19 protein-coding genes and 1 pseudogene are annotated in these 26,377 nt (G+C 54.7%); 6 read left to right on the top strand and 14 right to left on the bottom strand.

The features are described from left to right. Positions 1-41: 41 nt before the first annotated feature. Positions 42-1,019 (bottom strand): diaminopimelate dehydrogenase, encoded by a 978-nt coding sequence (locus LBW89_RS05400; protein ID WP_148455429.1) that lies wholly within the window; start codon positions 1,017-1,019, stop codon positions 42-44. Between the two features lie 256 nt (positions 1,020-1,275). Between LBW89_RS05400 and LBW89_RS05395 the strand changes: the two genes are divergently transcribed. Next, positions 1,276-2,985 (top strand): copper resistance CopC/CopD family protein, encoded by a 1,710-nt coding sequence (locus tag LBW89_RS05395; RefSeq protein WP_170287147.1) that lies wholly within the window; start codon positions 1,276-1,278, stop codon positions 2,983-2,985. A 48-nt stretch (positions 2,986-3,033) separates the two neighbouring features. Next, the gene (locus LBW89_RS05390) at positions 3,034-3,765 is read left to right on the top strand and encodes a YcnI family protein (protein ID WP_148455425.1); all 732 of its coding nucleotides are present in this window, start codon (positions 3,034-3,036) and stop codon (positions 3,763-3,765) included. Positions 3,766-3,816: 51 nt separating this feature from the next. On the opposite strand, the gene LBW89_RS05385 is transcribed toward LBW89_RS05390, so the two are convergent. The 3 genes from LBW89_RS05385 to LBW89_RS05375 form a co-directional block, all read right to left on the bottom strand. Further along, positions 3,817-5,031, bottom strand: a complete 1,215-nt coding sequence (locus LBW89_RS05385) for an SLC45 family MFS transporter (RefSeq protein ID WP_148455423.1) — start codon at positions 5,029-5,031, stop codon at positions 3,817-3,819. Positions 5,032-5,035: 4 nt separating this feature from the next. Continuing rightward, on the bottom strand, positions 5,036-5,773 hold the full coding sequence (locus LBW89_RS05380) for a glycerophosphodiester phosphodiesterase (RefSeq protein WP_148455421.1): 738 nt from the start codon (positions 5,771-5,773) through the stop codon (positions 5,036-5,038). Between the two features lie 207 nt (positions 5,774-5,980). After that, a complete protein-coding gene (locus tag LBW89_RS05375; RefSeq protein ID WP_148455419.1) occupies positions 5,981-6,535 on the bottom strand; it encodes a flavodoxin family protein in 555 nt (184 codons plus the stop codon). A gap of 249 nt (positions 6,536-6,784) precedes the next feature. Here LBW89_RS05375 and LBW89_RS05370 point away from each other — a divergent pair, with 249 nt between their 5' ends. Beyond that, the gene (locus LBW89_RS05370) at positions 6,785-7,009 is read left to right on the top strand and encodes a PspC domain-containing protein (protein WP_148455417.1); all 225 of its coding nucleotides are present in this window, start codon (positions 6,785-6,787) and stop codon (positions 7,007-7,009) included. Between the two features lie 48 nt (positions 7,010-7,057). Further along, positions 7,058-7,735 carry a PspA/IM30 family protein gene (locus tag LBW89_RS05365; RefSeq protein WP_148455415.1) on the top strand — a complete coding sequence of 226 codons (678 nt, stop codon included), beginning with the start codon at positions 7,058-7,060 and terminating at the stop codon, positions 7,733-7,735. 507 nt (positions 7,736-8,242) lie between these two features. Here LBW89_RS05365 and LBW89_RS05360 read toward each other — a convergent pair. The 9 genes and pseudogenes from LBW89_RS05360 to LBW89_RS05320 all read right to left on the bottom strand — a co-directional run bounded on the left by LBW89_RS05360 (position 8,243) and on the right by LBW89_RS05320 (position 20,712). Next, positions 8,243-9,175, bottom strand: coding sequence for an SPFH domain-containing protein (locus LBW89_RS05360; protein ID WP_148455413.1), 933 nt, complete (start codon positions 9,173-9,175; stop codon positions 8,243-8,245). After that, positions 9,175-9,609: an NfeD family protein gene (locus LBW89_RS05355; RefSeq protein WP_148455411.1), complete on the bottom strand. Its 435-nt coding sequence runs from the start codon at positions 9,607-9,609 to the stop codon at positions 9,175-9,177. The genes LBW89_RS05360 and LBW89_RS05355 overlap by 1 nt, the downstream gene beginning before the upstream one ends. Before the next feature lie 91 nt (positions 9,610-9,700). Continuing rightward, the gene (locus LBW89_RS05350; protein WP_148455408.1) at positions 9,701-10,432 is read right to left on the bottom strand and encodes a prepilin peptidase; all 732 of its coding nucleotides are present in this window, start codon (positions 10,430-10,432) and stop codon (positions 9,701-9,703) included. Positions 10,433-11,186: 754 nt separating this feature from the next. Then, positions 11,187-12,578 (bottom strand): L-cystine transporter, encoded by a 1,392-nt coding sequence (locus LBW89_RS05345; RefSeq protein WP_148455406.1) that lies wholly within the window; start codon positions 12,576-12,578, stop codon positions 11,187-11,189. A gap of 344 nt (positions 12,579-12,922) precedes the next feature. Continuing rightward, a pseudogene (locus LBW89_RS05340) lies at positions 12,923-14,649 on the bottom strand (glycoside hydrolase family 13 protein). A 32-nt stretch (positions 14,650-14,681) separates the two neighbouring features. Continuing rightward, entirely contained in the window at positions 14,682-17,099 is a 2,418-nt protein-coding gene (locus LBW89_RS05335; RefSeq protein ID WP_225038706.1) for a glycoside hydrolase family 31 protein, read from the bottom strand. A gap of 99 nt (positions 17,100-17,198) precedes the next feature. After that, positions 17,199-18,815 carry an extracellular solute-binding protein gene (locus LBW89_RS05330; protein WP_148455404.1) on the bottom strand — a complete coding sequence of 539 codons (1,617 nt, stop codon included), beginning with the start codon at positions 18,813-18,815 and terminating at the stop codon, positions 17,199-17,201. Between the two features lie 36 nt (positions 18,816-18,851). Then, positions 18,852-19,763: a carbohydrate ABC transporter permease gene (locus tag LBW89_RS05325; RefSeq protein ID WP_148455919.1), complete on the bottom strand. Its 912-nt coding sequence runs from the start codon at positions 19,761-19,763 to the stop codon at positions 18,852-18,854. A 25-nt stretch (positions 19,764-19,788) separates the two neighbouring features. Beyond that, a complete protein-coding gene (locus LBW89_RS05320) occupies positions 19,789-20,712 on the bottom strand; it encodes an ABC transporter permease (RefSeq protein WP_148455402.1) in 924 nt (307 codons plus the stop codon). A gap of 392 nt (positions 20,713-21,104) precedes the next feature. On the opposite strand from LBW89_RS05320, the gene LBW89_RS05315 reads away from it, so the two are divergent. Beyond that, positions 21,105-22,841, top strand: a complete 1,737-nt coding sequence (locus tag LBW89_RS05315) for a sensor histidine kinase (protein ID WP_225038704.1) — start codon at positions 21,105-21,107, stop codon at positions 22,839-22,841. A gap of 4 nt (positions 22,842-22,845) precedes the next feature. Continuing rightward, the gene (locus LBW89_RS05310; RefSeq protein WP_148455400.1) at positions 22,846-24,477 is read left to right on the top strand and encodes a response regulator; all 1,632 of its coding nucleotides are present in this window, start codon (positions 22,846-22,848) and stop codon (positions 24,475-24,477) included. Positions 24,478-24,997: 520 nt separating this feature from the next. On the opposite strand, the gene LBW89_RS05305 is transcribed toward LBW89_RS05310, so the two are convergent. Next, complete coding sequence (locus LBW89_RS05305) at positions 24,998-26,374, bottom strand: MATE family efflux transporter (RefSeq protein ID WP_148455398.1); 1,377 nt, start codon at positions 26,372-26,374, stop codon at positions 24,998-25,000. Positions 26,375-26,377: the final 3 nt, after the last annotated feature.

Genomic DNA, 26,377 nt, shown 5'->3' with positions numbered 1-26,377 from the left:
ATACAAAATATGGAGATTCCAACTGCCTATGCCGCTTTCGATTACAGCAGTTCTTTGCGCAGTTGTTCCGGCGATTTCGGAGACAGCAGCCCGAACGGAATGTCGAACACCGTTTTAGCACCGGCTTGTCCCGCCTGGGACAGCTTGTACACGGCACGGGCGTAAGCCACCAGTACGCTTGCCGTAAATTCGGGGTTGCTGTCGAGCTTGAGGCCGAATTCAATGATTTGCTTGCTGTTTTCGCCCGTCAGGCCGCTGCGCAGCACCGTTCCCCCATGCGGCATCGTCGAGTGGTTCTTCTTAAGTTCATCTTCGCTGATAAAATGAACCGTAGTATCATAATCGGCGAAATAGTTAGGCATTTCTTTGATTTCGCGTTCGATGGCCGCCAGATCGGCGCCTTCTTCCGCCACCACGTAGCAATCGCGCAAATGCTTCTCTCTCGTGCTCAACTCGGGATTTTCCCCGTTGCGGACACGCTCTACGGCCGACTCGACAGGAATCGTGTACTGGACGCCGTTCTTCACGCCCTTAACCCGCCGGATCGCATCGGAATGACCTTGGCTGACCCCTTTGCCCCAGAAGGTGTATTCTTTGCCTTCAGGAAGCACCGCTTCCGCCAGAAGACGGTTCAGCGAGAACAACCCCGGATCCCAGCCTGTAGAAATTACGCTGACATTGCCGCCTTTGACGGCCGCCGCGTTCACTTTTTCAAAATACTCCGGAATTTTGGCATGCGTATCAAAGCTGTCCACCGTGTTGAACAACGCCGCCAATTCCGGTCCTTGTTCCGGCAAGTCCGTAGCCGAGCCTCCGCAAAGAATCATAACGTCGATATCGCCCTTGTATTTCTCAATCTCGGAGATGTGTACAGCGCCGTTTGCCGCCGCCACTTCATCCGGTTGTCTTCTGGAAAAGATCGCTTTCAATTCGATGTCCGGGTTTTGCTTGATCGCTTTCTCTACTCCGCGACCCAAATTACCGTATCCTACGATACCCACCTTGATGTTCGCTGCCACTAAACGTTTCCTCCTCCAAATTCAAATATGTTTACCATTTTAACGCACTCCAGTGAAATTTAAAATAACTAACATGCAAAGTAAAGAAATAAACATGAATCCGGGCGGCTTAGGCGGGATAAAGTGTCACAAATTAGACATATCAGCGAAGATTTCCGGTTAATTTACGTAAACTAGAGCCATATAAAACATCGGGAATCAAAAGTAAAATAGTTCGGTGTGATATAAATCACTGACAATGTTAGGCGGTGAACGTTTGAACTTCTCAAAACTTTGGAAATATACGCTCATGGTGATTTGGATCTGCGGACTTGGGGTTAGCGCCTTCCCGCTTTCCGCGGCGGCCCACGCCTCCGTCGTGGAATCGTATCCGGTCTCCGGATCGATCCTGAAAACCCCTCCCGATTCCGTCTATGTCCGGTTTAACGAGCCGATCGAACCCGTCTTTTCGTCCCTGGAAGTGCTGGGACCGAATGGAGAGCAGGCCGTTCAAGGCAGCCCCGGGGCCGCTCACGACCAAGCGCAGCCGGACAAGCTGGCGGCCGTTCTGAAACCGGGACTGCCCGAGGGTGCCTATACCCTAAAGTGGCGGGTCGTATCCAGCGACGGGCACCCTGTGGAAGGAACGATTCCGTTTCAAGTCGGGGACGAATCGGGCGCTGCCGTCCAAACGCCGTCCAATTCGGATGTATCCAAAGACGCGCCGGGAACGGTGTCCCTATTGGTGCGTTGGATTTGGTATGCAGGGATGACGCTTTATACGGGCACGCTGCTGTTCCACTCGGTGCTGCTTTCCCCCGGTTCGCCGGGAAATTTCGGGTCGGGGCTCGTTCGGCGAAGCCGAACCTTGCTGATTGCCGGCCTGGCGGCAGCCGGTGTCGGCCTTGTTATGACTTTACCGCTCCAGGCCTCTTCTTATAAAGGCGATTTGCAGGGATTGCTGTATGGCGGAGCGCTCCGGCAAACGCTGAATCAAACCGCCTTTGGCACCGTCTGGAAAGTTCAGATTTTGCTATTTCTCGTACTTGCGGCAATAACCTGGATCGGCATAAGGAGTTGGAACAAGCAAAACTCCGGCTCAAAAGGAGGGTACCGGTTCTTCGTGGTGACAGCGACCGTTGTCAGCCAAGCGCTTCTTTTGTCCAAAGCGTTTCTTGGTCACGCGGCGGTTGCGGGGAACAAAGGGCTGGCGATTTTTGCCGACTACCTGCACTTGTCCGCCTCCTCCCTCTGGCTCGGGGGGCTGCTCGCGATCGCCTTGCTGCTTCCCTTGGCGGCAAAAGAAGATGCGTCGGCTACGGGCACCGGACAACCGGCCGCGCTTTACTGGGAGACGCTCCAACGCTTCTCCACCGCGGCCGCGGTTTGCGTCGCCGTCCTGCTCGCCTCCGGCCTCTACGGCGCCTTCCTCCATATTCCGGAGTTCCATGCGCTGTGGAGCACAAGCTACGGGCTGACCTTGCTGGCCAAAATCGGTCTGCTTCTGCCGATGCTCCTCCTCGCTCTCTCCGGACTTCTCCGGAGCCGCCGGCGGACACGCCGGCCGAAGGCTGCCCTATGGGCCGAGTTGGGTCTCGGGGCCGTCGTTCTGCTGCTGGCCGCCCTGCTGACAAGCCAGCCGCCCGCCTCCTCGGCGGAGATTCAGCAGCCGGGGCGTTTGGAAGCCAGCGTGTCCGGCTACCGGATTGCCCTTGATGTCGCCCCCGCTGCCGTCGGCAAAAATCAATTCAAAGTGAGCTTAAAGAACCTTCAAGGTCACCCCGTGGAGGAAATCGAGCAGATCACTTTGCGGCTCACCTCCAACGAAATGGACATGGGGACCATCGAGGTCGTCCTTCCCGGAGCTCAGCCGGAGGGTCAGGGATTAATTACGATGGGCGGAAGCTGGAACGTGCGTGTTCATATTCTGCTCAAAAACCTGGACACGATTGACCATGAGTTTACGCTTAATGTGGATTCAATATAGACTTCGGATACATTGACTTTTCATCATAAACAGAAGGAGTTCGTTTCCATGAAAACATTTATATCCCGTTTTTCATTCAGTTTTGCAGTCATGTTGTTCGGCTGTGTATTGTTTGCCGGGTGGGCCAGCGCGCACGTCACCGTAAAACCCGGAACCTCGGCCCCGGGCGCCTGGGAAACCTACAGCATCAAAGTGCCGGTGGAAAAAGACATCCCCACCGTCAAAGTGGCCCTGAAAATCCCCGAGGATCTCGATTTCAAACAGTATCGGCCCGTTCCGGAATGGAAGGTGGAACTGACGAAAGGCGAGGACGGCCGGGTCACCGTGGTGACTTGGACGGCCGAAGGAGAAGGAATTGGGCCGGGCGAATTCCAGCAGTTTGAATTCGTCGGCAAAAACCCGGACAACGATGCAGCCCTGGCCTGGGACGCGTTCCAGTACTACAGCGACGGCAGCATCGTGGAATGGAACGGGGAGGAAGGCTCCGACAATCCGCACTCGATCACCAAGGTGACGGCGGACGCGACCGGAGCGGCCGAAGAAAACGCGGCCGCCCATGGGCATGACCACGAGGCCGGAGCAACCGGCGCAGAAGCCGGAAATACCGGCGCTGGTACAGGTGACGGGACCGAGTCCGCTCCAACGGCCGATGGCCGAGACGGCCAAAATGCCGGTTCCTCCTCCACCGAAGTCGTCACGCTGATCCTGTCGATTGCAGCGCTGATCCTTTCTCTGGCCGCCTTGGTTGCGGCGCTTCGCTCGCGCAAAAAAGTATCTTAACCAAAACTCAAACAAAACAAAAAATAGCTGGACAGGCTCCAGCTATTTTTTCTATTTTCCCGCTGTGACGGACGCCTGGTCCAACGGATCATGACCGCCCACTCTCTCGCCGGCGCCCGCCCCGAGCAGGCAGAGAAACGCCAGCAGCAGCCCGGCCGAAGCGCTGACGAACAGCGCGGGATAGCCGAACGCATCGATCACCCAGCCGAGCAGCGGCGGCGACGTGATGGCCGCCAGGGAAGAGACTAAATAATAAATCCCCGTACGCGTTCCGATGCTCTCTTCCTTCCCGGTCGAAATGACCCACGGGTACGAGTTGATATTGATGCATGCCCAGAATATACCGCCTATGATCAGCAGCACTCTAAGCAGCAGCACCGATTCCACGAAGACGACCGAACCGAAAACGAGAAAAAGCCCGCCGACGCCGATCATGATGATTTTTTTCTTGCCGAATCTGGCCCCCAGCCAGCCGCTGGGCAACGCAAACAGCAGGAAGGCCAAGGAGAAAAAGGTCAGCGAGAAGGAAGCCTCGCTGTCGCTCATTCCGGCATGCTTGGTTCCGTATAGCGTAAACAGCGCCTCGACGCCTTGGTACGCCACAAACCAGAAAAATATCGCGCCCAGGATAAACAGCGTCGTCTTATCCAACTGATCCTTGATCCGCACCGTTGGAGCCGATTTGGCGGAAGCCTCGGGAGACTCCAGCAGCACCGGCTCCTTGATCACGGCTTTCAGGACGAGCATACACACCAGCATGGTGATCCCCGCGAACAGGAACGGTACGTACGAGCCGATCCCGTACAGCTTCGAACCTACGCCAAAGGCCAGAACCGAACCGATGCCGCCCATAAAGTTAATGATGCCGTTCGCCCGCGTCCGGTTCTTCTCCGGCGTGATGTCCGGCATAAGCGCCACCGTCGGGGCCCGGAACAGGCTCATGGACAGGTTCATAAGCATCATAAACAGCACCAGGGTCACGAATCCGGTGTGTAAAGGAATCAGTGCCGCGAAGACGGCGCCGAGCGGCATCCCGATCAGAAGATACGGCATCCGACGGCCGAACCGCGTCCGGGTTTTGTCGCTCCGGTGCCCAATCCATGGCTGCAGAAACATCGCAAAGTAATTGTCGATCGTCATCATAAACCCAATCAGGGCCGCGCTTGTCAAATAGTGATCGAGAAAGAGCGGCACGAAGGCGTTGTAAAGCGCCCAAGTCAGGCTGATGCTGAAAAAGCCAAGTCCCAGCAGCCATGTTTTCCTCATCCGTTCACTTCCTTTCGGCGTTCAACAGTTCGTTTAACCGGTCCGGATAGTCCGTGATAATCCCGGCTACGCCCGCTTCGATCATCTTGGACATCAGCTCTTTGTCGTTGACCGTGAACGGATGATAAACGATGCCCGCCGCCGCCGCCGCGGAGACGAATTCCGGGCGGACGGCCATATGGAAAGCGTGAAGCGCGTCGGCCTTTACGGTCTTGGCGTAAGCCCAGGGCTCGTACAAGCCTTCCCCGTACAGAATTCCCGTGCGAATTTCCGGAGCGATCTTTTTGCACTCGAACAAGGAATAGTGATTGAAACTGGAGATGACGACCTGTTCCGACATCTTGTATTTTCTTACGGTCTCGATGAGTTTCCGCTCGATCTCGGGATAGAGCACCGCCCCGTTCTTCAATTCCAGGTTGACCACCGTATCGGTCCCTTGGGTTAGCTCCAGCAGCTCTTCGAGCGTAGGAATTTTCTCCCCTTTAAAATCCTCATGATACCAAGCTCCCGCGTCTCGGGTGCGAATTTCGTCCAGCGTCAAATCCTTGACCCACTCCGGCGTACCTGCCGTCCGCTTCAAGGTTTCATCGTGAATCAGGACCAGGTGCCCGTCCTTCGTCATCTGTACATCCGTCTCGATCCCGGTAGCTCCAAGCTCCAGGGCGTAAGTAAAGGAAGCCATCGTGTTTTCCGGCCGATGCCCCGCGGCTCCGCGGTGCGCAAAATTAATGAGTTTAGGCAATGGATTGTTCTCCCCTTAGTAGGTTATTTTTTGCTCCCCTAGATATTATCCATCCCTTAACTATAATCCTCCTATGTTAAAGCAATATAAGAAAAACGTCCCTGACGTATATTCGCTAAAAAAATACGGGAGACACCCGCCCAAACCGCACGGATCGTCCCCCATGAATTTCTGATGACGTAGGGCAAGATACTTTCAGGAATGCATTTAACTGGGGATTACCTGGGACTGCAAACTGGCGTTCAACCAGCCGGCCTCACGGACCGCCCTGGTATCCTTCAGAATCTCCGCCGGCTTGCTCGCCTTGCCGATCAAATACCCTTCCAACGGCATACCGACAAAGTCGAACGTATACTTCAGCTGTTGAATGAGCGGCAGCGCCTTAATCCGGGGGTTATCCCCGCCGGTAACGATGACATAAGCCTTCTTCTGGGACATCACCTGCTTAAAATCGAAACGGGGATCACGCAAGCTTTGCGACCATCGGTCGATGAAGTTTTTCATCACGCCCGAAACGCCGTACCAATAAACCGGGGTGGCAAAGACGAGCGTTTCATGCCGAAGGACCTCCAAAATCACATCGTCGTAATCGTCATCCACGGCGTCAAATCCGCCTTCCTCGTGCCTCTGATCCCGAATGGGCAAGATCCACTTGTCCCGAAGCGCAATTTCCCGGTAAGAAATCCCCTCCAGCGCCAGGCGGACCAATTGCTCCGTGTTTCCGTTTTCCCGCGTGCTTCCTTGCAATACCAAAATGCTCATTCCCCGCACTTCCTTTCGTGAATACCTCGCAGCAGCAAAGGATTTTAACTTATGGTTATACTACGCGAAAACCTCCCTGAAATATGACCTCCCAGCCCCCTGACCGAGACGGGGACCCGACCAAGGTCCAGTTCACAAACCGCCTCAGGCCCGTTATCCCGCACCCGGAATCCAGCTACAATAAAGACATCAACGACGGATATGAAAACAAATTCACCATCACATACAAAGAAAGGGAGTTTTTAAATCATGAGAAAATTGTATCGTTCAGTCACCGATAAGCAGATCAGCGGCCTGTGCGGAGGGATTGCGCGGTTCTTCGGGACCGACCCGACCATCGTCCGGCTGATTGCGGTCGTAGTAGCCCTGTGCAGTTTAGGTACCACCATTGCCTTGTATCTGGTCGCCAGCTTGATCGTTCCGAAAGAGCCGATCGGCGGATTCGGTTACGACGAACCGTTTACCCATTACTAAGCATAAAACTTGCATTTTCCATTCCAAATTCAAAGGAGAGAATCCCAAATGAGTCTGTTCAACCGTATCGCCAATATTACAAAAGCGTCCCTGCATGAAGCACTAAATAAACTTGAGGATCCGGTGTTGATGACCGGCCAGTATTTGCGGAACCTGGAGGAAGACCTCCACATCGCGGAAAATATGCTGAGAGAGCAGCGGATGAACGCAAGCGTCCGCGAGCGCCAAAGCGAGGATGCTGCGGCAAATGCCAAGCAAAGCGAGGTGCGGGCCTTGTCCGCGCTGGAAGCCGGGGACGAAGCCGCGGCAAGAGCGGCGACGGCGGCTAAAATCCGCTATGAAGAGCAAGCGCAGCAATACGCCGCCGAAGCCGCGGACGCCAGAGAGCGAGTGACCGAGCTGGAGTTCCGTCTGCAAGAAGGCAAAGAGGAATATGCCCGGCTGAAAGAGAAACGCAACGAGTTGGCCGCACGGGCCCGTAAAGTCGAGGAACGGGAGCAAATAGCCCGTCCGAATATCAGCCACGGCCTGGATTACGGCGCGGCGGCCCGGGGCTTCGAGCGGATGGAGGAGAAAATCCTCGAGTGGGAAGCCGGCTCACAGCTCTCCGGCCGCACCTTTCCTGCCGGAAAGTCCCCGCAAGCGGTGGGATCGTCCGAAGATGCAGCCGTGAACGAGGAACTGCGGCGGATGAAGGAGCAACTGGATTCCCGCAAGAGCGAATAGGAAGCGAGGCCGGGACTCTAACTCCCCCCCTTCCTGACCGGTACCGCATATAGCAAAACCAACAAAGCCCTTTCGCTTCTCATGAGGAAGTCGAAAGGGCTTTGTTAGTTTCTGGCTTTTTTCAAGGTTAAGATCTATGATGAAGCCCATCAGACAACCTTGTTAAGAATTCCTGCAAATGTGCATGTTTTTTTCTTGTTCGGAGCAAAAAAATGAAAATTCCTGCAATTCTGCAGGAGTTTTAGATGAAACTGGCTCATTTCTCTAAAATCGCTAGAAATACCTGCAGATTTGCATCTTTTTTCGCATCCCCTCGATAATCGGCCGAAATGCCTGCAGATTTGCACCTTTTTGGAGCCGGAAGGTTGGAAGTGTTCGAAAGTTGGAAATATTGGAGATGCGCTAGGCGATTTGACGAAGTGTCTTCTCTTTTTTCTCCTACTAGGATGTCTAAAAATCCCCCCTCCAACCACCTATAGAGTGGTTGGAGGGGGGACAAACAACACCTTATTTTCCGTCCTTGCCTTTGAAAAGTTCGCCGATCGCCCCGATGCTGCCCAGCGTTTCGATCGCATTGGAAGGAAGGAACACTTTGTTCGCCGGACCTTTGGCTACTTCCTTCAATGCTTCAAAGGATTGGTACGCCAGGACCTGCTCATTGAGCGCCGCGTTACGCAGCATCTCGATCCGCGCCTGCTCGGCTTCGGCCACGGCCTGAATCGCTTTGGCTTCACCGAGCGCTTCCAGCTCCTGCGCCTGGCGCAAACCTTCCGCCTCGCGGATGCGCGCTTCCTTGTCCCCTTCGGCCTTCAGGATTTTACTCTGCTTATCCCCTTCGGCCCGCAAAATCATATCCTGCTTGGCCGCCTCGGCCTCCAGGATCATCGCCCGCTTGTTCCGTTCGGCTTTCATTTGTTTATCCATCGCTTCCTGAATATCCAGCGGCGGCTTGATGTCGATGACTTCGACGCGTTCGATCCGCACGCCCCATTTTTCGGTGGCTTCGTCCAGGGCAATCCGGATATCGGTCGAAATTTTCTCGCGTCCGGACAAGGTTTCGTCCAGCTCCATCTTACCGATAATTTGACGCAGGGTCGCCGTCGTGATATTGCGGACCCCGTACACGTAATCGGAAATACCGTAAGTGGCTTGCTCCGGTCCGACCACTTGATAGAAGATAATCGTATCGATCTGCACCTGCACATTATCCTTGGTGATTACGGTTTGCGGCGGAACGTTCGCCTGCTGGATCCGCAAATCATGGTACAAGCGGACCTGGTCGATGACCGGGATCAAGATGTTAAGCCCCGGCGTCAACAGCCGGTTGAACTTCCCGAGCCGCTCAACGACTCCCACCCGCTGCTGCGGCACGATTTTGACGGTCAACGAAATAAATACGACTACGACTACGACAATAACGGCAATAATGGCCCATTGCATTAAATAAATTCCTCCCATCGTTCTACTTCGATAATGGTACTGCTTCGTCTGAGCACTCGGACCCGCTCGTCTCTCCCCAAGGTTTGGGTCGAGGTGGCGCTCCAGGTGTCTCCTCCCACTTTGACGATTCCATACTGTCCTTGTTCGATCGGTTCGACCACAATCCCCTCTCTACCTACCAGTTCGATGCCGGTATCCTCATACCCTTTGGCGGCCCGAAACTTTCGCGAAATCGGCTTCGTAAAAACCGTAAGCACCAAAGCCACCAGACACCCCGCGACGACCTGCGCCAGGTACGCTTCCGGGGCGAACCAGGAAACCGCTGCGGCAACAACTGTACCCACACAAAGCCAGAGCAGATAAAATGTCAGCGTAACCATTTCCAAAACCAATAAAATGCCTGCGGCTATCAACCAAAGTACCCATGCATCCATACCGTCAGATGCACCACCTTTCCGCATTATAGTTATATATACGGGACTGGTCGAAAAAAGTATCAAAATCGTCCCCGATGCGCGAGCCCATTTAGTGGAAAAGCGTCAAGGCGCCCTGGATGATCGGCGCTCCGTATCCGAAAGCCGCAAGCGTTCCGGCCGCCAGGCATGGCGCAAAAGGGATCGATGGTTGAGCGGACAGCCGGCCTGTCGCCCATAGTATGCCGCCAGCCAGGCTTCCCATAACAAAAGCCAGCACAAAGGCCGCTATAACGTATGGTAAACCTACAGTCCAACCCAACAGGGCGAACAGCTTGACATCCCCCATCCCGATCCCCCGCGTCAGCCAGGCGATCGTCATAAGCGCGCCGAGGCCGAGGAAGGCACCGAGCAGATGGTTCCAGATCGGCCCCAGCGGAAACATCAGTCGAAGCACAACCAGCACCGGCAAAAAGGCCAGCAATACCTTGTTCGGTATCCGTCTGAACCGCAGGTCGCTCACCGTCACGATGACGCTGAGGCTGACCAGCGCCGCCCCGATCAGCGCTTCGCCCGTCAGCCCGAACCGGACATACGCCCACAGGAACAACAGCGCCGTCGCCAGTTCAACTGCGGGGAAGCCGCGGAAAAACCGGATTTTTCGCGGCCCGTCCTGCCGGCGCTTGCGATCCGGTGAATCGCCTTGGGGCGAATCCGAAGAAGGGCGAGCGAGGGGCTGTACGGGCGGCTCCGCGGCCCGGGGCGGACGAAGGCCGACCGCTCTCCAGCATGCGCCAAGCGCATACCCGGCGAGCATTACGATAATAGATGTCAGTAGCATCATGGCGATTTATCACTTTCATCTCGATTTCATTTATGTATTAAATTCAATTATAACCTAATTCGGACAAATTGCCGTTAAAAAAGTAAATGGGGTGTCTTTTGAAGTCAGGAAGATGAATAAGGGTCTTTTGCGGCGTTATTTGTCGAATTGGGCTCGCTGGCATGGAATCGCGGACTTTTGGGGTCTTATTTGAGCCAAAGTGGACCAAAACCCGATTTCGCGGCCCGGGGCGGAGAATAAGGCCCTTTTTGACCGCTAGCGTTGCATTAACCTGAGAGGACTAGCGGCTGTAACAGCCTCCCTTTGAGCCGGACGGGTAAATAACGGTCATTTGAGGCGCTATTTTGTCGAATTTGGCTTTTCGGTGTGAAATAGAGGTCATTTGGGGCCTTATTTTAGAGAAAGTCGGGCAAAAACCGGATTTTTGAGCTCACGCCAGAAAAATAAGGCCGTTTTTGACCGCTATTTTACCCGCGAAAGCGAATCGGGCCGAAATAACGGCCCAAAACGCCGCTATTATGACGGGCGGCAAGGAAGATTGCAGAGGTTTAATGCAACGTCAGTGCTTTTTTGACCGCTATTTTTCCGGCGGAGCCCGTTCGGACCGAAATAGCGCCTCAAACGGCCGCTAACACCGGGCGAGTAAGGGCCATTAGAAGGTGGGGCGAGCGCCCCCAGCGCGGCACTATACAGAAAAGAACCCCCCGGTTACCCGGGAGGTTCTCCTATTTAAAGCTTTATGGCAGGCTCAAACTTACGCTTGAACCACGTCCAGATCGACATTGCGCTTGAACACTTCGGTGTCGTTCTCGCCCAGCACCTTGCCCGTGATGACGCCGGCCGTAATCGAGTCGTTGACGTTCAGGGCGGTACGGCCCATGTCGATCAACGGCTCCACGGAAATCAGCAGGCCGGCGAGTGCTACCGGCAGGTTCATCGTGGACAGGACGATCAGCGAGGCGAAAGTCGCACCGCCGCCAACCCCGGCTACGCCGAAGGAGCTGACGGTGACAACCAGGATCAGCGTGAGGATGAAATCCCAGCTGAGCGGGTTGATCCCGACCGTCGGCGCGATCATCACGGCCAGCATGGCCGGATAAATGCCGGCGCAGCCGTTCTGGCCGATCGTCGCCCCGAACGAGGCCGACAGGTTGGCGATGCCTTCAGGCACGCCCAAGCGTTTGGTTTGTGTCTCCACGTTCAGCGGAATCGTAGCCGCACTGGAACGGGAAGTAAACGCAAATACGAGCGTAGGCAGCACTTTTCTAACATATTGCACCGGATTGTAGCCGAACAGGGCCAGCAAAATCAGGTGAATGATAAACATAACGATCAAAGCCACGTAGGAGGCCCCTACGAATTTGATCAGCTTGAGAATTTCCTCGGGATTCGTCGTCGCGACCGTATTCGTGATCAGCGCCAGGATGCCGTACGGGGTTAGGCGCAAGACCAGCGTGACGATGCGCATGACGACCGCATAGACGGCTTCGACCATTTTGCGGAACATATCCGCTTGTTCCGGTTTCTTTTTATCCAAGCCAAGAACGGCTACTCCGATAAAAGCGGAGAAAATAACGACGGCCAGCGTAGACGTGCTGCGCGCGCCCGTCATGTCGGCAAACGGATTCGTAGGGATGAAATCGAGCACCTGTTGAGGAATCGTCTTGTCGGCCACCTCGCCAACGCGCTCCTCCAGTTTCGCCCCCCGCGCTTGTTCCGCTTCGCCCGCTTGAATTTCGATCGCCTTCAGGTCGAAGCTAAGGCTGGTGACAATGCTGACCGTCGCCGCAATCGCGGTCGTAATCAGCAGGACGGCGATGATCAGCGCGCTCATCTTCCCGAGATTCTGCTTGCCTTTCAGCTTGGTAATCGCCGAAATGATCGAGACCATGATCAGCGGAACGACCACCATTTGCAGCAAGCCGACATACCCGCGTCCGACCAGATTGAACCAGTCCGTCGATTTAGCGAGCACTTCGGAGTCGCCCGGGTAAAGCAATTGAAGGATGACGCCGAATACGAGCCCCAGGCCGAGGCCGGTAAATACCCGTTTCGTAAAAGAGATATGCTTCTTCTGCATCCAAATGAGAACGCCGAGCAATACGAGCATGACTGCGACGTTGATAATGATTTGCAAAGTTTCCATCGTTCGATTCCTCCCATAAGTCTATAAAAGGGTTTCCCGGGCGTTCGCCCGGATTACAGAACGTATCATAACACATAAGCAAGTAAATTTATAGGATTAATTTTAGTATACTGCTAACCCCTTGATGGGACGCCGTTTTTCCGACCTTTGGGGCTAGAATACTTATCTATTATTACCCAAAGGACGGAAGAAAAATAGTCCTTCTTATAACGAAATGCGACAATGGCAAGCTTGTTATTCCGGGATATACCTCAGCCGCAGCCGCATTGGAATAATCCTTTAACGCAACCGAGGCTGGCGGATGCTTCTCCATAAAAGAAGCATCCGCCAGCCTCGGATTTGGGTTATCCTCTCATAAGGTAAACCCGGCTTTCATACGGCTGGAGCAAAATGTCCGTTATATCCTCCACTCCTTTAACGGGAGGGGCCTCCTCGTCGGCAAGCAGCAGATCCACGGAAAACTCCTTATTTCGGAGATAATCCGGAAGCTCAAAGCGCGACTCTCCCCCGAACAGATGGGCGATAACCAAGAGCCGTTCCTCCTCCAGTGTCCGGGTGTAAGCGTAGATTCGGGGATGCTCCGGCATAATCAGATCGTAGCTTCCGTACACGGCAACGGAATAACTTTTGCGCAGCGCAATCAGCCGCCTGTAATAATGATAAATGGAGTCCGGATTTCGCACGGCCGCCTCAACGTTTATGGAGCGGTAGTTCGGATTGACCTGCAGCCAAGGCGTTCCCGTCGTGAACCCGCCGTGCTGCGAGCCGTCCCACTGCATCGGCGTTCTGGAGTTGTCCCGACCGTTTCTCCAGACGACGGGCATCACTTCCTCGTGGCTCCTTCCCTTGGCCCTCTCCTGGTTATACCAGTTAATCATGGAAATATCGTTGTACTCCTCGATTGAAGAAAACCGTACATTGGTCATGCCGATTTCCTGTCCTTGATAAATAAACGGCGTTCCCTGCATCAAAAAATACAGCGTCGCCAGCGCTTTAGCCGAGAGTTCGCGGTACTTCCCATCGTCGCCCCATGTGGAAACGGAGCGGGGCTGATCGTGATTTTCCAGGAAAAGCGCGTTCCACCCCCGGCCTTCCAAGCCTTTTTGCCAATCCGTCATCACCTTTTTCAACTGAAGCAGGTCCAACCCGTGATCCAGGCTTTTTTGCCATAAACCCATATGCTCGAACTGAAACACCATATCGAACTTCCCGTTCTCTTCGCCAACCCAGAGATCCGCCTCCCGGGCGCTGACCCCGCTGGCTTCGCCGACGGTCACGATATCGTAACGCTCGAACGTCTCCCGCTTAAGCTCCGAGAGCAGGTCGTGAATTCCCTCCCGATTCATATGCCCCGCCTGTGACGGCACATACCGCAGACCGTCCGGGTTCGGCATATCCTGAAAGCCCGCGGTTTTCTTGATATGGGAGATCGCGTCGACGCGGAACCCGTCTATCCCTTTATCCAGCCACCAGCGAATCATGGCGTAGATGTCCCGGCGCATCCGGGGATTTTCCCAGTTGAGGTCGGGCTGCTTTTTCGAAAAAACATGCATATAGTACTGCCCGGTCCGCTCGTCATATTCCCAAATCGAACCGCCGAACAGGCTGGCCCAATTGTTGGGCTCCTTCCGTTCTTGGGATCGGCCCAAATATAATAATCCCGTTTCGGATTGTCCAGCGAGGCGCGGGATTCGATAAACCAGGGATGTTCGTCCGAGGTATGGTTGATGACCAGGTCCATAATGAGCTTCATCCCCCGGCGGTGAACCTCGGCCAGCAATTCGTCGAAATCCGCCATTGTCCCGAATTCGGGCAGGATGTCCTGGTAATCCGATACATCGTAGCCGTTATCGTCATTGGGGGATTTGTAGACCGGACAGATCCAGATTACATCGATGCCGAGGTCGGCCAAATAGTCCAGCCTGGAAATCACCCCGCGCAAATCTCCGATGCCGTCTCCGTCGCTGTCTTTGAAGCTGCGGGGATAGATCTGGTAGGCCACCGCCTCCTTCCACCAGACTTGACCGCCTTGTTCCGGTTTTGGTTCCACTCCTCGTTTAGCTTTCTCCATGCCGCTGTCTGACCTCCCATTTCCTTCCAAGTTTACAGCCTCGCCGTCAGTAGTTCGCAAAGAGCTCCGTATAAGGACTCGTCCAGTTCCATCGAGGCTAGCGAGGCCAATGCGGCCGCTGGCGCAGAGGCTTCCTTCACAACCCGGAAAATGCGTTCTTTCAGTTGAAAAGCGATTTGCGCCCGATCCAGGAGGACGAAGGCCTCTCTCTCCACCTCATTCCCCGCGACGCCGGCAGCTGCAAATGTAATGCGGATCTCTTCACTGACCGGCGTCCCCGGCAAGGTCACGACGATCGCGCCGCTCTCCCGGTCGTAGTCGGTCTCGACCGCCACTTCCTCGCCCGAAGCGCTGGCCCGCACCGTCGTTTCGGCAAAGCCGACAAAGGACAACTTCCAGCGCCGGATCTTCGGAACAACAGCCGTGTTGCCTGCGACCGGGCGGATCGTAAAGCTGATTTCCTCTCCCCATTGAAAAAGCATCTCCGTACCGCACCAGTTTTCGTCACGGTCTTCGGCGCTGTCCCCCTCGTCCTCCCAGAGGACAAAGCGGCCGTCAGCTCCCGCGAACACTTTGATTTCCAGGCAGTGCGGATTATCCGTGGAGGATGTATACGCCGTTAGATCGGCCATTGGGACGATCGCTCCGGCTTTGGCCAACACGGGGATTTGCTTCAAGTCCCGGTACAGGGTGAGCCTCCGGCCGCCGTCATACCTTCTCCCGCTGAAAAAGTCCAGCCAGACGCCCGCGGGCAGCCATGCCTTGAAACCCGCAACGCCGGTCTGCCGGTGAACGGGCCCGGTGATCGGACAAACCAGCAGCTCCGTTCCGAAGTAATACTGGTTCGGCGCTTCGTAGGCTTCAGGCTGCTCGGGCTCGTGGTAATACAGCGGGCGGACGAGCGGCAGCCCGTTCCGGCTGGCATTGCGGTTCATCGTATACAAATACGGAACCAGCCGATGGCGCAGCCGCAAATAATCCTTCATGATTCCCGCCGCCGTTTCGTTAAACCGCCAAGGCTCCTTGCTGTTGAAGGGGCTCGCCGAGCTGTGCAGCCTGAGGATCGGCGAGAACACGCCGAACTGCACCCACCGCGTCGCCAGTTCGTCATCCAGATAGCCGTTCATATGCCCGCCGATATCATGGCTCCACCAGCCGTTTCCCGCATTGGAAGCGGTGGCCGTAAAATACGGCTGGAAATCGAGCGAGGCCCAGGTGACGATCGTGTCCCCGGAGAAACCGACGGGATAACGGTGGCTTCCCAGGCCGGCATACCTGGAGAAGGTGAGCCGCCGTTTCCCGCGGCGCCCGCTGTCCAGGTAGTGATAATGATTCAGCATCCAAAGCGGATCGAGCCCCGGAACCCGGGTCACGCCCTCCTGCTGCCAGTCGATCCACCAAAAGTCCACCCCCTCGTCTTCCAGGGGATGGTGCAGATCTTTGAAATAGGCCCGCAAAAATGCCGGATCGGTCGGGTCGAATTCCACCGCCTCTTCCTCGGCGACGTTTAAGCCCAACTCCTCGGCCATCGCCGGATAGGAGGCCTCAAACGCCCGCACGCCGTCGGCCGGATGGACGTTAAGCGTCACGCGCAGCCCCTTCCGATGCAGCCAAGCCAAGAACCCCGGAGGGTCGGGAAACAGCTCCCGGTTCCAGGTATATCCGGTCCAGCCGCTGCCGTATTTCGGGTCGATCTCGACCAAATGCCAATCCATGTCCAGTACAGCCACGGAGAACGGGATTTGCTCCGCTTGGAACCTTTCCATCAGCGCCTTGTACTCCGCTTCCGTATATTTGTAATACCGGCTCCACCAGTTTCCGAGGGCGTACCGGGGAAGCAGCGGCGTCGCTCCGGCCAGCCGGTAGAAATCCCGCAGGCATTTCAGATAGTCGCGGCCATACCCGAAGAAGTACAAATCCGTGCCTTCTTCCGTACGCGGCTCCACCCGGCCATTCTCCTCCAACAGTAGGGAACGGCTGTCGTCGACGACGGTATAACCGGCGCGGGAAAGAAGCCCCTCTTCAAGCGGAATCGCTCCATCGGCATTGTCCAAAGTTCTTGCGGTACCGCCCAGCTGTTCGGGGCGATCCCCGAAATGCCAGGTCCCCAGAAGATGACCCACCCCGTTTCTCACCTGAACCCTGAGGCCGTATCGCGAAAACGGCCGCTTGTCATAGATCAAGCGTAGCCGCTCCGTGACGATTTCCAGCCGATCCTCCCGCTCGTTTACGCGAAAATCCGGTACCGGAAATGCCCGGTTCAACACGATCTGGCTTGCCCGGTCCTCAAAGCGGCCACCCTCGCTGTATTCCATGCGAATCAACGCCGCGGTCAAGATCGTAAACCGGTAGTTTTCCCCCTGGATCACCGCTGCCGGACGGGCCCGCGGCTCGGCGGGAATTCTGAAACGTTCCGGCATCTCCTGCCCGATTTGCAAGGTTTCCTTCATAACCTCAGCACCTTTCTCTCCATTTTGACCCGATTCCTTAAAGATCATGCCGCTTCGCGGCGAGGTGCGCCACAAGCGGCATGGCTTTGCATTGACTGGTTATTTCACGCTCATATAGCGGTTGTACGCATCCGTTCTGATTTTCATCAGCTTATCAAGCCCCATGTCCTGCAGCTTTTTCACATAGGCGTCCCATTCTTCGTCGATACCGCCTTTGGTCACCCACTGCGCCCGCATGGCCGACACATAACTGTCGATGTCGGTGGTCAGGGTCGGAAGCTCCTGGAATTCCTCCGCGGTGTACATGACATTCGGAAAAGGAACGGTAACGTATTCGCTGCCCATTTTATCGATTTCCAGCTTCAAACCGTCGCCGGTCTTCGGGTTCAGCACAATATTTTTCTCGAAGGCAGGGCTCACGTACTTCGGCCCGAAATCCCGAAGCGACTGCTCCCAGTACCAGGCGTCCGCGCTGGTGCCGCTCGGCGGGTCCATCAAGGTATACGTGCCGTCTTCGTTCTTCTTGATGACCGTATCGATCGCTCCCCAGAAATTCTGAATGCTGGCCTCATTCGTGTAGAACTGGTCGGCCCAGCGGGCGGCAATCTCCGGGTATTTGCAGGAAGTGGTAATCAGCATTTCATTGCGGTTAAAGCTCAAACCGCTGGGATCGCCGGCCTGATACTTCTTCCCGTCGGGGCCGGCAATCGGCGCAATCGCCTCGTACTCGCCGCTCCATTTGCCGAACACCGCATCCGGCGTCCATTGATACGTGAAGCCGACAATCGGAGCGTCCGCATTCTGCTGCTTGGCCGACGTCATCGTCGCATCCTGGGTGTACAGCTCCTGATCGATCAAGCCCTCCGCATACAATTCATGAGCCCATTGCAGCCCCGCTTTGTATTCCTCCGACACCGGGATGAACACGGGTTTGCCGTCCTTGACCGTCATGCTGTTGCCGTTCGGGTCCGTAATCCCGAAGGGATCCAGGAGGGCACCGAGTCCGTTCTCCGTATAGGGGATCTCGTCCTTTTTCCCGTTGCCGTTCGGATCCTGCTCCTTAAAAGCTTTCAGTACATTACGGAGCTCGTCGAGGTTTTGGGGAGCTTGCAGCCCCAGCTTGTCGAGCCAAGCCTTGTTGATCACAGGCTGGTTTTTGCTCTTTGGTCTGGCCGGTAGGCGGGCGGGCAGAGAGTAAATTTTGCCGTCGGGAAACGTGCTGATCTGCCTCAGTTCCGGGGTCTCCTCCATCGCGGCTTTCAGATTCGGCATATATTGTTCAATCAGCTCATCCAACGGACGGAAATAGCTCAGGTTATTGACGATATCGGAATCGGAAAAAGTCTGATTGCCCAAAATAATGTCCGGGAGCGTTCCGCTGGCCAGCATGATCGATTTCTGCTCGCTCCAGTCGTTCGAGGAGACGACCTCCCACTCGATTTTGACATTCGTGTTCTTCTCCAAGTCTTGAAGCCACTGATTTTGAGTAAAGGTGTCGCCCATATTTCCCCAACGCATGGTCAGCACCTTGAGTGTGACGGGCTCGTTTACGATCGGCAGACCCTCTTTGTTAAACTCACCGGTTGGGGTTTGCGACGCCGTTTCCGCTTTTCCTCCCCCGCATCCGGCAAGGCCGAACACGAGCGCCGCCGCCAAAAGGGCGGCAATCCATCCTTTCGCTGTCGCAAGGGTGGTCTTCCCCGTTTTTCTCGTCATTTGATTTATCCCCCATTCTCTTTGATCAAAGCTGCTTTACTCCTTCACGGCGCCGATCATCACCCCCTGATTAAAGTACTTCTGAACGAACGGGTACACGCACATAATCGGAACCGTAGCGATGATAATGACGGAGTACCTCATCATATTGGCCAGGCGCATGGCGATTTGGGCGGCTTCCCCGCTCCCCAAGGCGGTCTGCATCTGATTCGTGATCAGGATATTGCGCAGGATCAGTTGGAGCGGATGAAGGTCCGGATTTTTCAGATAAATCAAAGCATTGAAGTACGAATTCCAGTATCCGACGGCAATCCATAAACCGAGCACCGAAATGATCGCTTTGGACAGCGGCAGCACGACGCTGATGAAATAGCGGATATTGCCGCAGCCGTCGATCTGCGCCGCCTCCCATAAATCTCCCGGAATACTCGATTGGAAGAAGGTTCGCGCGACGATGATATCGTACACCACGACCGAGAAGGGGAGCACCATGACCAAGAACGTATCGTACAGGTGAAAATCGCGGATGGTCAGGAATGTCGGGATCAGCCCCCCGCTGAAGAACATCGTAAAAATAAAGAACAAGGACAGAAATTTCCTGCCGACCAGGTCCTTCCTCGACAAGGCGTAGGCCGCCGATATATTGACGATCAAACCGATGGCCGTGCCCACCACCGTGTACAAAATCGTATTTCCGTAGCCGGTCCATATATTGTCGTGCTTGAACAGCTCCTTGTACCCGTCCAGGGTGAAGCCCTGCGGATACAACCAGACCCGTCCGTTCGCCACCGCCGACGGATCGCTGAACGAAGCGATGACAATAAAATACAGCGGGTACATCAGAACGATCAAAAACAAAACCGCAAACACATACAGGGCCACTTCCAACAGGACGTCGGAAGACCGGTTGTTAACCGGCTTTGGCGCCGGGCCCGCCGCGGTATTCATCGCCTCCATCTTTCTTCCCCCTCCTTTACCAAAGGCTGTTCTCGCTGTACTTCTTGGAGAGCTGGTTGACGAGAATCAGCAGGATGAAATTAATGACGGTATTAAACAGGTTGATCGCCGAGGAAAAACTGTACTGGCTGCTGAGCAGCCCGATTTTATACACGTAAGTGGAAAGGATCTCGCTTGACGTAATGTTCAGATCGTTCTGCATCAGATATACTTTCTCAAACCCGACGCCGAGCAGCCCCCCTACCCGTAGAATCAGCAGCGTGATCGCCGTCGGCATCAGCATCGGGATATCGATATAGCGGATTTTGTGCCACCGGCTGGCCCCGTCCACTGTGGCGGCTTCATAGAGGCTCGGGTCGATCGTGGAGAGCGCGGCGATATAAATGATGCTGTCCCAGCCGACATGCTGCCACACGTCGGACCAGACGTACAAGCTGCTGAACAGGCTGGCCGATCCGATGAGATCGGGAGCCTCCGCGCCGAACAGCCGGTACAGATGCCCGACCAGCCCGGTGCTGGGGGACAACAGGATGAGCATCAGACCAACCATGACGACCGTCGAAATGAAATGCGGCATGTACGAAACCGTCTGGAAAAACCGCTTGAACCGGTTGGGCCGCATCTGATTGACCATCAACGCCAGCAGGATTGGAATCGGGAAGGTAACCAGGCTGTAAAGACTGAGAACCACCGTGTTCTTGATCGTGGCCGAAAACTGATAGGAATGAAAAAACTTTTCGAAATATTTGAACCCCGCCCAAGGGCTGTCCGTAATGCCGAGCGCCGGACTGTAATCCTTAAAGGCGATCAAGACGCCGTACATCGGTTTGTAGGCGAACAAAAGCGTAAGCACCGCGGCGGGAAGCAGCAGCAGGTATAACCCGCCGTTCCTTCGGATCTGTCCGAGCTTTCGCGCCGCGTAAGTCTGACCGGATCTCAAGATATCCCCCTCCTTTATATAAGTTGACCTAATTGATCTCGCATGTGGGGCAGCCGTTGTAACTTGATTGGATTCGGGCCTTCCGCTCTTCCGGGCCGTCCACCGCCTGAGCACCTTCAGTATAACGGCTTTGCCGGCGCTTTTACCGGACCTGTGCAAGCGTAATCCGGACCTATCCCTCGGGACTGCGGTTTCCGCTTAACCCCCTCCAGCTTTTTTATTACCATAGCAATGACGCGATTCGGACTTTTCTTTGCGGTTTCCGGACTTTCCGCCGATTTCGGAGCGGGCGCCGTATCTTTTTGCCGGGCGGAGGTTTTATAATGTGTTCATACTTCATTGAAGCGCATTCATCACAGAGCGCGAACGAAAGGACGCGGTGCTTGGGAGCCATGTTCAAACCAACGAAAGACAAAGCGTACCCGATCAGGCATTATGTAAAAATCATGTTCCTCGTTTCATTTCTGGCGCTTGTCCTGGATTTCGTCATCAGCCTTGCCGCCATCTCGATCGTGAAGCAGCAATCCACCCGTTCCCTGCAGGATACGGCGGATCTTTATATTCACCGGATCAATCACGATTTCGCTTACATGACCCATTATATGGGTTGGACGCTCGCTAACGATGAGAGCCTCGAAACCATGAACGCGAACCCCGTGAACAGCTATGCCTTTATCAAAGCAAACGAAAATTTGCATAAACAATACAGCGAACTCCAGAAAAATTACGGAAAGGAATATCAATTTTTCGTGTATTTAAAGAAGCCCGGCTTCTTCCTCAACTGTGCGCCGCTCAACATCGGCTATTCGGATTACCAGGCTCTGAAGAAGCAGGTGATGTCTTATGTCGAGGAAAAGAACATTTACGAAAGGTTCTACTCCCAGTGGACGCCGATCGAGGTGGGCGGCAAGCATTACGTTACGAATATCGTGCCCTACCACGACAGCTACATGATCAGCCTGGTATCGGCCGACGATCTGATCCGCCCCTTACGCGGGATCAATCTGGGGGAGAACGGGTATGTCTCTCTGGTTAGCGGTGAAGGCCGCGGACTGACCAGTCCGGTCTCCAACAACGGAGAGCGGATTGCTGCGGAATCCGGGAGAACGCTGCTGCCGGATCTGTTCCGGACCCGGACGACCGTTCACGGCGAGTTCAACAACGCTTCCTTTTACGTCAAGCTCGTCATTCAGTTTGGAGCATTCGAGCGGATTATGGTGGCCCAACTGCTCATCATCCTGCTGGCCGTCATTATTACCTGCAATGTCTGCTTCATTATGCTGTATTTTAAGAATAAAGTGCTTAAGCCGATCAAGAGCTTCTCCTACAACCTCGCTTTTTGGACGGAAGACGGAGATCCGCTCGACATCGGCAGCAGCAAGATTATTGAGTTGGAAAAGGCCAGCAAGCAGTTTATGCATCTCGTCGGGCAAATCCGGAAATTCAAAATCGATCTTTATGAACGTGAACTGGAAAAACAGCGGATTCAGCTGGATTATATGAAGCTGCAAATTAAGCCGCATTTCTTCCTGAATTGCCTGACCAGCATCTACAGTATGGCGCAGATGCAGATGCATCAAGAAATCGAGAGTATGGCGTTGTCCACCTCCAAATACTTCCGTTATATTTTCCAAAGCGGTGAGAACTTTGTAGGTTTGGAGGAGGAGCTGGATCATGTCCGGACTTATCTGGACATTCAGAAGCACCGGTATCGGGATGCGCTGTCGTACTCCATTCAACGGGAGGGGGAGGACACCCGAAACGCACGGATCCCTCCGCTCGTCCTTCAGACGTTCGTGGAAAACGCGGTGAAATACGCGGTGTCCCGGACCTCCGAGGCGGTCATCGAGCTGGCGGTCCGCCGCGAAGCGGACGGGGACGCGGAACGGCTCGTTTTCCGCATCGCCGATACCGGTCCCGGATATCCGTCGGAAATTCTCGAGGCGCTGCAGCAGGGGCGGCCGCTGGATCAATCCGGCGGAACCCATATCGGGATCATGAACACGCTACGGCGGCTGGAATTCCTCTATCGGAACGAGGCGAAGGTCCTGTTCGCCAACCGCGAGCATGGAGGAGCCTGCGTCACCTTATACCTTCCGGTTGTCGTGCCGGAGAAGACGGGGGGATAGAACGATGCATGTATTGCTGGTGGATGACGATTACTTCGTCGTAACCGCGCTGGAGAAAAAAATCGACTGGGCTTCCTTGCAGGTCGATGCCGTCTATACGGCCCACAATGTCGCTCAAGCCCGGGAAATCCTGAAGACCCGGCCGGTACAGATTCTTATATCGGATATCGAAATGCCGCAGGGAAGCGGTCTTGAGCTTCTGGCCTGGATTCGGGAAGAGAAATACGAGGTCCAAACGATTTTTCTGACCAACTACGCCGATTTTAACTACGCGCAGAAAGCCATCGAACTGCAGAGCTTTGAATATTTTCTCAAGCCGATCGAGTTCGACAAGCTGATGCTGATTATTCAAAAAGCCGTGGCGAGGTCCAAAGAGCAGCAAAAGAACGAAAAGGCCATCCAGGATGGGCGGTTTTGGCAAAAAAATCAGGCGAAAATCATCGAGTATTTTTGGCGGCGGCTGGTCGTGGACAGTGTTTCCGTTCCGGTCAAGCCGTCCGATGTCGCCCGTTCGGTACAGGAGCAGCATCTTGCCTACGGCATGTCCGACCGGATTCAGCCTTTGCTGATTCAGCTGTTTCCCTATAACGGCAGCATGGGCAAAGAGGAGAAGAATCTGTTCGATTTCGCGCTGCTGAATGTGCTTTATGAGCTGATCCAAAGCCCTTGCTTTTCCGTGGAAACGATTTTGGAGTACCGGGACTGCAACTGGATCGTTATTCTCAAATGGCACCACCCGGTAGAGGTTCCGCTCCTTCGGGAGCTCTGTTCCTTGTTCATCGAACGGGGCCGGTCGTACTTAAAATGCGACGCCTGCTGCAGCATCGGCTTTTCCGCTCCTCTCGAAAGCATTGGCCAGCTTCTGCACCGACTGCTCTCTATTCACGGAGAAATGACTCCGGTTCGGAACGAGACTTATCTGATGGAGGATTATCCCCCTCCTGCCGTACCCCGGGAGTACCGCCCCCCCGACTTGACTCTGCTGGAGGACCTGCTGCACCGGAACGATCCGGTCGCTTTCCTCGGGGAAGTTGAGAAAGAGCTAAGGTTACGGCTGGGCGGGCGGCGCGTGCTGAACATTTCGGAACTGAGCCTGTTCCGGCTGGATATCGTCCAGTTGGTCTATTCCTTCCTTAAATTAAAAGGAATTCAAGCCCACAAGCTGTACACCGGGAAAACGAACGATTCGCTGCTCATGCACTCGCTATCGTCTATCGAGGATTTTGAGGAGTACCTGAAGTATTTGGTGCATACGGCGCTCGATTACCGGGATTTTGCCGCCCAGCCCAAGTCTGTTGTCGAGGAAATCAAGCAATACATTCATGCCCATTACGGCGAGGATCTGTCGAGGAACGATTTGGCGGAAATCGTCTATCTCCATCCCGACTACCTGGCCAGAGTGTTCAAGCGGGAAACCGGCGTTTCCTTGGGAAGCTATGTTATCCAGGTCCGCATCCAAGTAGCCAAGGGGCTGCTGGAGACCACCGAGCTGTCCGTATACACCATTGCCAACCGGGTGGGCTATGCCAATGACTCGTATTTCTCCAAGCTGTTCAAACAGGAGGTCGGATTAACGCCCAACGAGTATAAAAGAGTGGCATGTTTGGGTGCAGAAAGCGGGCACCCCATTCCCTGAGGGGGTGAGGGGGCGAGAGGCGAGGCGGCCACTTACCGGGAATTCTTCCCGTTAACTAAAACCTTTACGGCTGCAAAAGGGAATTAGCGGGAAAAGCTCCCGCTAAGATTCGGCTGAAAACGCGTGGATCGGCGGTTAGACCGCGGAATGCTGGGGATTTTCCAGTTATTTACGTACGCAGGAGCCATGAACGCAAAGCTAGTGCCCCATCAGACAACCTTGATAATATAGAATTCCTGCAAATCTGCATGTTTTTTTCCTGTTTGGAGCCAAAAATTTGAAAATTCCTGCAATTCTGCAGGAATTCACGTCGAAGTAGGCTCGTTTCTCAAAAATGGCTAGAAATACCTGCAGATTTGCATCTATTTTCGCATTCCCTCGGGGATCGGCTTAAATCCCTGCAGATTTGCATCTTTTTGGAGTTGGCAGGTTCAACGATTGGATTTTGAATTAGAAAACAGCGGCGGTCTAAGACTCTATTTCAAGTCTTGGTCCGCCGCTGTTGTATGGCCACTGGACTCTAAAAAGGCGAGTACCCCGCAGTTTTCTCCCGTTCGATGAGGCTCATGCTCTCCCAGCGGCGCGATTTCCATCTGAGCCGGAACAAACAGGTCTTCACCCACTCATCCGCGATAAACGCGATATACACGCCAATCATGCCCCAGCCTAAATGCACCCCTAGAACGTAGGAAAGGGAGACGCTAATGATCCAAACCGATGAGACGCTGATATACACCGGAACTTTGACGTCGCCCGCCGCACGCAGCGCGTTGATGAGGATGAGGTTCCCCGCGCGCCCGGCCTCCAGCAGAACGGCAAGCCACAATAAATGAACGGTTTGCCGGATCGTGTCCGGATCGTTGGTGAACAACCCGACCAGTAAACCCGAACACGAAGCGATCAACAAAGCGGAGCCCGCGGAGATCAACGATGCGAACCAGGCGTAATTTTTTCCCCGCTTATAGGTCTCGTCAAATAGCTTGGCTCCAATGTACCTGCCGATCATGATCTCCGTGGCCAGAGCCAAGGACAAGGTAAACAGGTTGTTGAACATTCCGAGATTTTGGGCGTATATTTTGGCCGAGAGCGCCTGGGTCCCCAGTAGCGCGATAAAAGAGGTAATGCAAATCTGCGCCATGGTGGAAAAAAAGCTCTCTCCCGCCGTCGGTATGCCGATCTGGAACAATCCCCTTGCATGTTCCCGCAGGTCTTTCGCATGGATTCCCCGCATCCGAAACCTGAAGTCCGTCTTGAGTTTGATCAGGACGAACAAAAACGCCAAGCCGACCAACCGCGACAGCACGGTGGAGATGGCAACGCCCGAAACCCCCGAAAAAGGGGCACTCAAGGAGCCGTACAGGGCGATATAATTCCCCAAGAGGTGCAAAGCGTTTATTCCAAAAGCGACATACATGGTAACGCGGGTAAATCCATAGCTTCGCATAATGGTTGCCAGCGTCAGCCTGACCGCTTCGGCAAACACAAATCCACCCGTGATCATTAAGTAAGTCCAGGCGGAGGGAGCCAGCTCCTGCGGAAGATTCATCCACCCAAAGATGGTGCGTCCCGCACCCAGCAGCAGTAGACTGGTCAACAGACCGAACAGCAAATTGAGCACGATGGCCACCGAAGCGACCTCCAATGCCGACTTGTTCCGCCCGGCGCCGAGGTTTTGGGAAATCAGCACGCTCGTACCCGCGGATACCACATTGAACATCAAATTCACAAAGAACAAAATTTGATTCGCTACGCCGACGGCGGCCATCGCTTCTTCCGAAAAGTGGCTGAGCATCAAAGTATCGATATTCCCCATCAGCATGCCGAGCAACATTTCAACAAAAATCGGCCAGGTCAAAGCAAATAACGTTAGCTTCTTGTTCCCCTGTTGTTTCTCCAAATG

Source organism: Paenibacillus sp. alder61 (assembly GCF_020179875.1).
GTDB classification, from domain to species: domain Bacteria; phylum Bacillota; class Bacilli; order Paenibacillales; family Paenibacillaceae; genus Fontibacillus; species Fontibacillus faecis.
The sequence above is the reverse complement of the archived record's forward strand: the minus strand, read 5'-3'. Positions and strand labels throughout refer to the sequence as shown.

Excerpts from the sequence above, each read along its gene's own strand:
- LBW89_RS05365 (WP_148455415.1), top strand. The coding sequence starts at position 7,058 with ATGAGTCTGTTCAACCGTATCGCCAATATTACAAAAGCGTCCCTGCAT.
- LBW89_RS05345 (WP_148455406.1), bottom strand. The coding sequence starts at position 12,578 with ATGGAAACTTTGCAAATCATTATCAACGTCGCAGTCATGCTCGTATTG.
- LBW89_RS05370 (WP_148455417.1), top strand. The coding sequence starts at position 6,785 with ATGAGAAAATTGTATCGTTCAGTCACCGATAAGCAGATCAGCGGCCTG.
- LBW89_RS05330 (WP_148455404.1), bottom strand. The coding sequence starts at position 18,815 with ATGACGAGAAAAACGGGGAAGACCACCCTTGCGACAGCGAAAGGATGG.
- LBW89_RS05385 (WP_148455423.1), bottom strand. The coding sequence starts at position 5,031 with ATGAGGAAAACATGGCTGCTGGGACTTGGCTTTTTCAGCATCAGCCTG.
- LBW89_RS05315 (WP_225038704.1), top strand. The coding sequence starts at position 21,105 with ATGTTCAAACCAACGAAAGACAAAGCGTACCCGATCAGGCATTATGTA.
- LBW89_RS05335 (WP_225038706.1), bottom strand. The coding sequence starts at position 17,099 with ATGAAGGAAACCTTGCAAATCGGGCAGGAGATGCCGGAACGTTTCAGA.
- LBW89_RS05350 (WP_148455408.1), bottom strand. The coding sequence starts at position 10,432 with ATGATGCTACTGACATCTATTATCGTAATGCTCGCCGGGTATGCGCTT.
- LBW89_RS05360 (WP_148455413.1), bottom strand. The coding sequence starts at position 9,175 with ATGCAATGGGCCATTATTGCCGTTATTGTCGTAGTCGTAGTCGTATTT.
- LBW89_RS05375 (WP_148455419.1), bottom strand. The coding sequence starts at position 6,535 with ATGAGCATTTTGGTATTGCAAGGAAGCACGCGGGAAAACGGAAACACG.
- LBW89_RS05390 (WP_148455425.1), top strand. The coding sequence starts at position 3,034 with ATGAAAACATTTATATCCCGTTTTTCATTCAGTTTTGCAGTCATGTTG.
- LBW89_RS05310 (WP_148455400.1), top strand. The coding sequence starts at position 22,846 with ATGCATGTATTGCTGGTGGATGACGATTACTTCGTCGTAACCGCGCTG.
- LBW89_RS05325 (WP_148455919.1), bottom strand. The coding sequence starts at position 19,763 with ATGAATACCGCGGCGGGCCCGGCGCCAAAGCCGGTTAACAACCGGTCT.
- LBW89_RS05355 (WP_148455411.1), bottom strand. The coding sequence starts at position 9,609 with ATGGATGCATGGGTACTTTGGTTGATAGCCGCAGGCATTTTATTGGTT.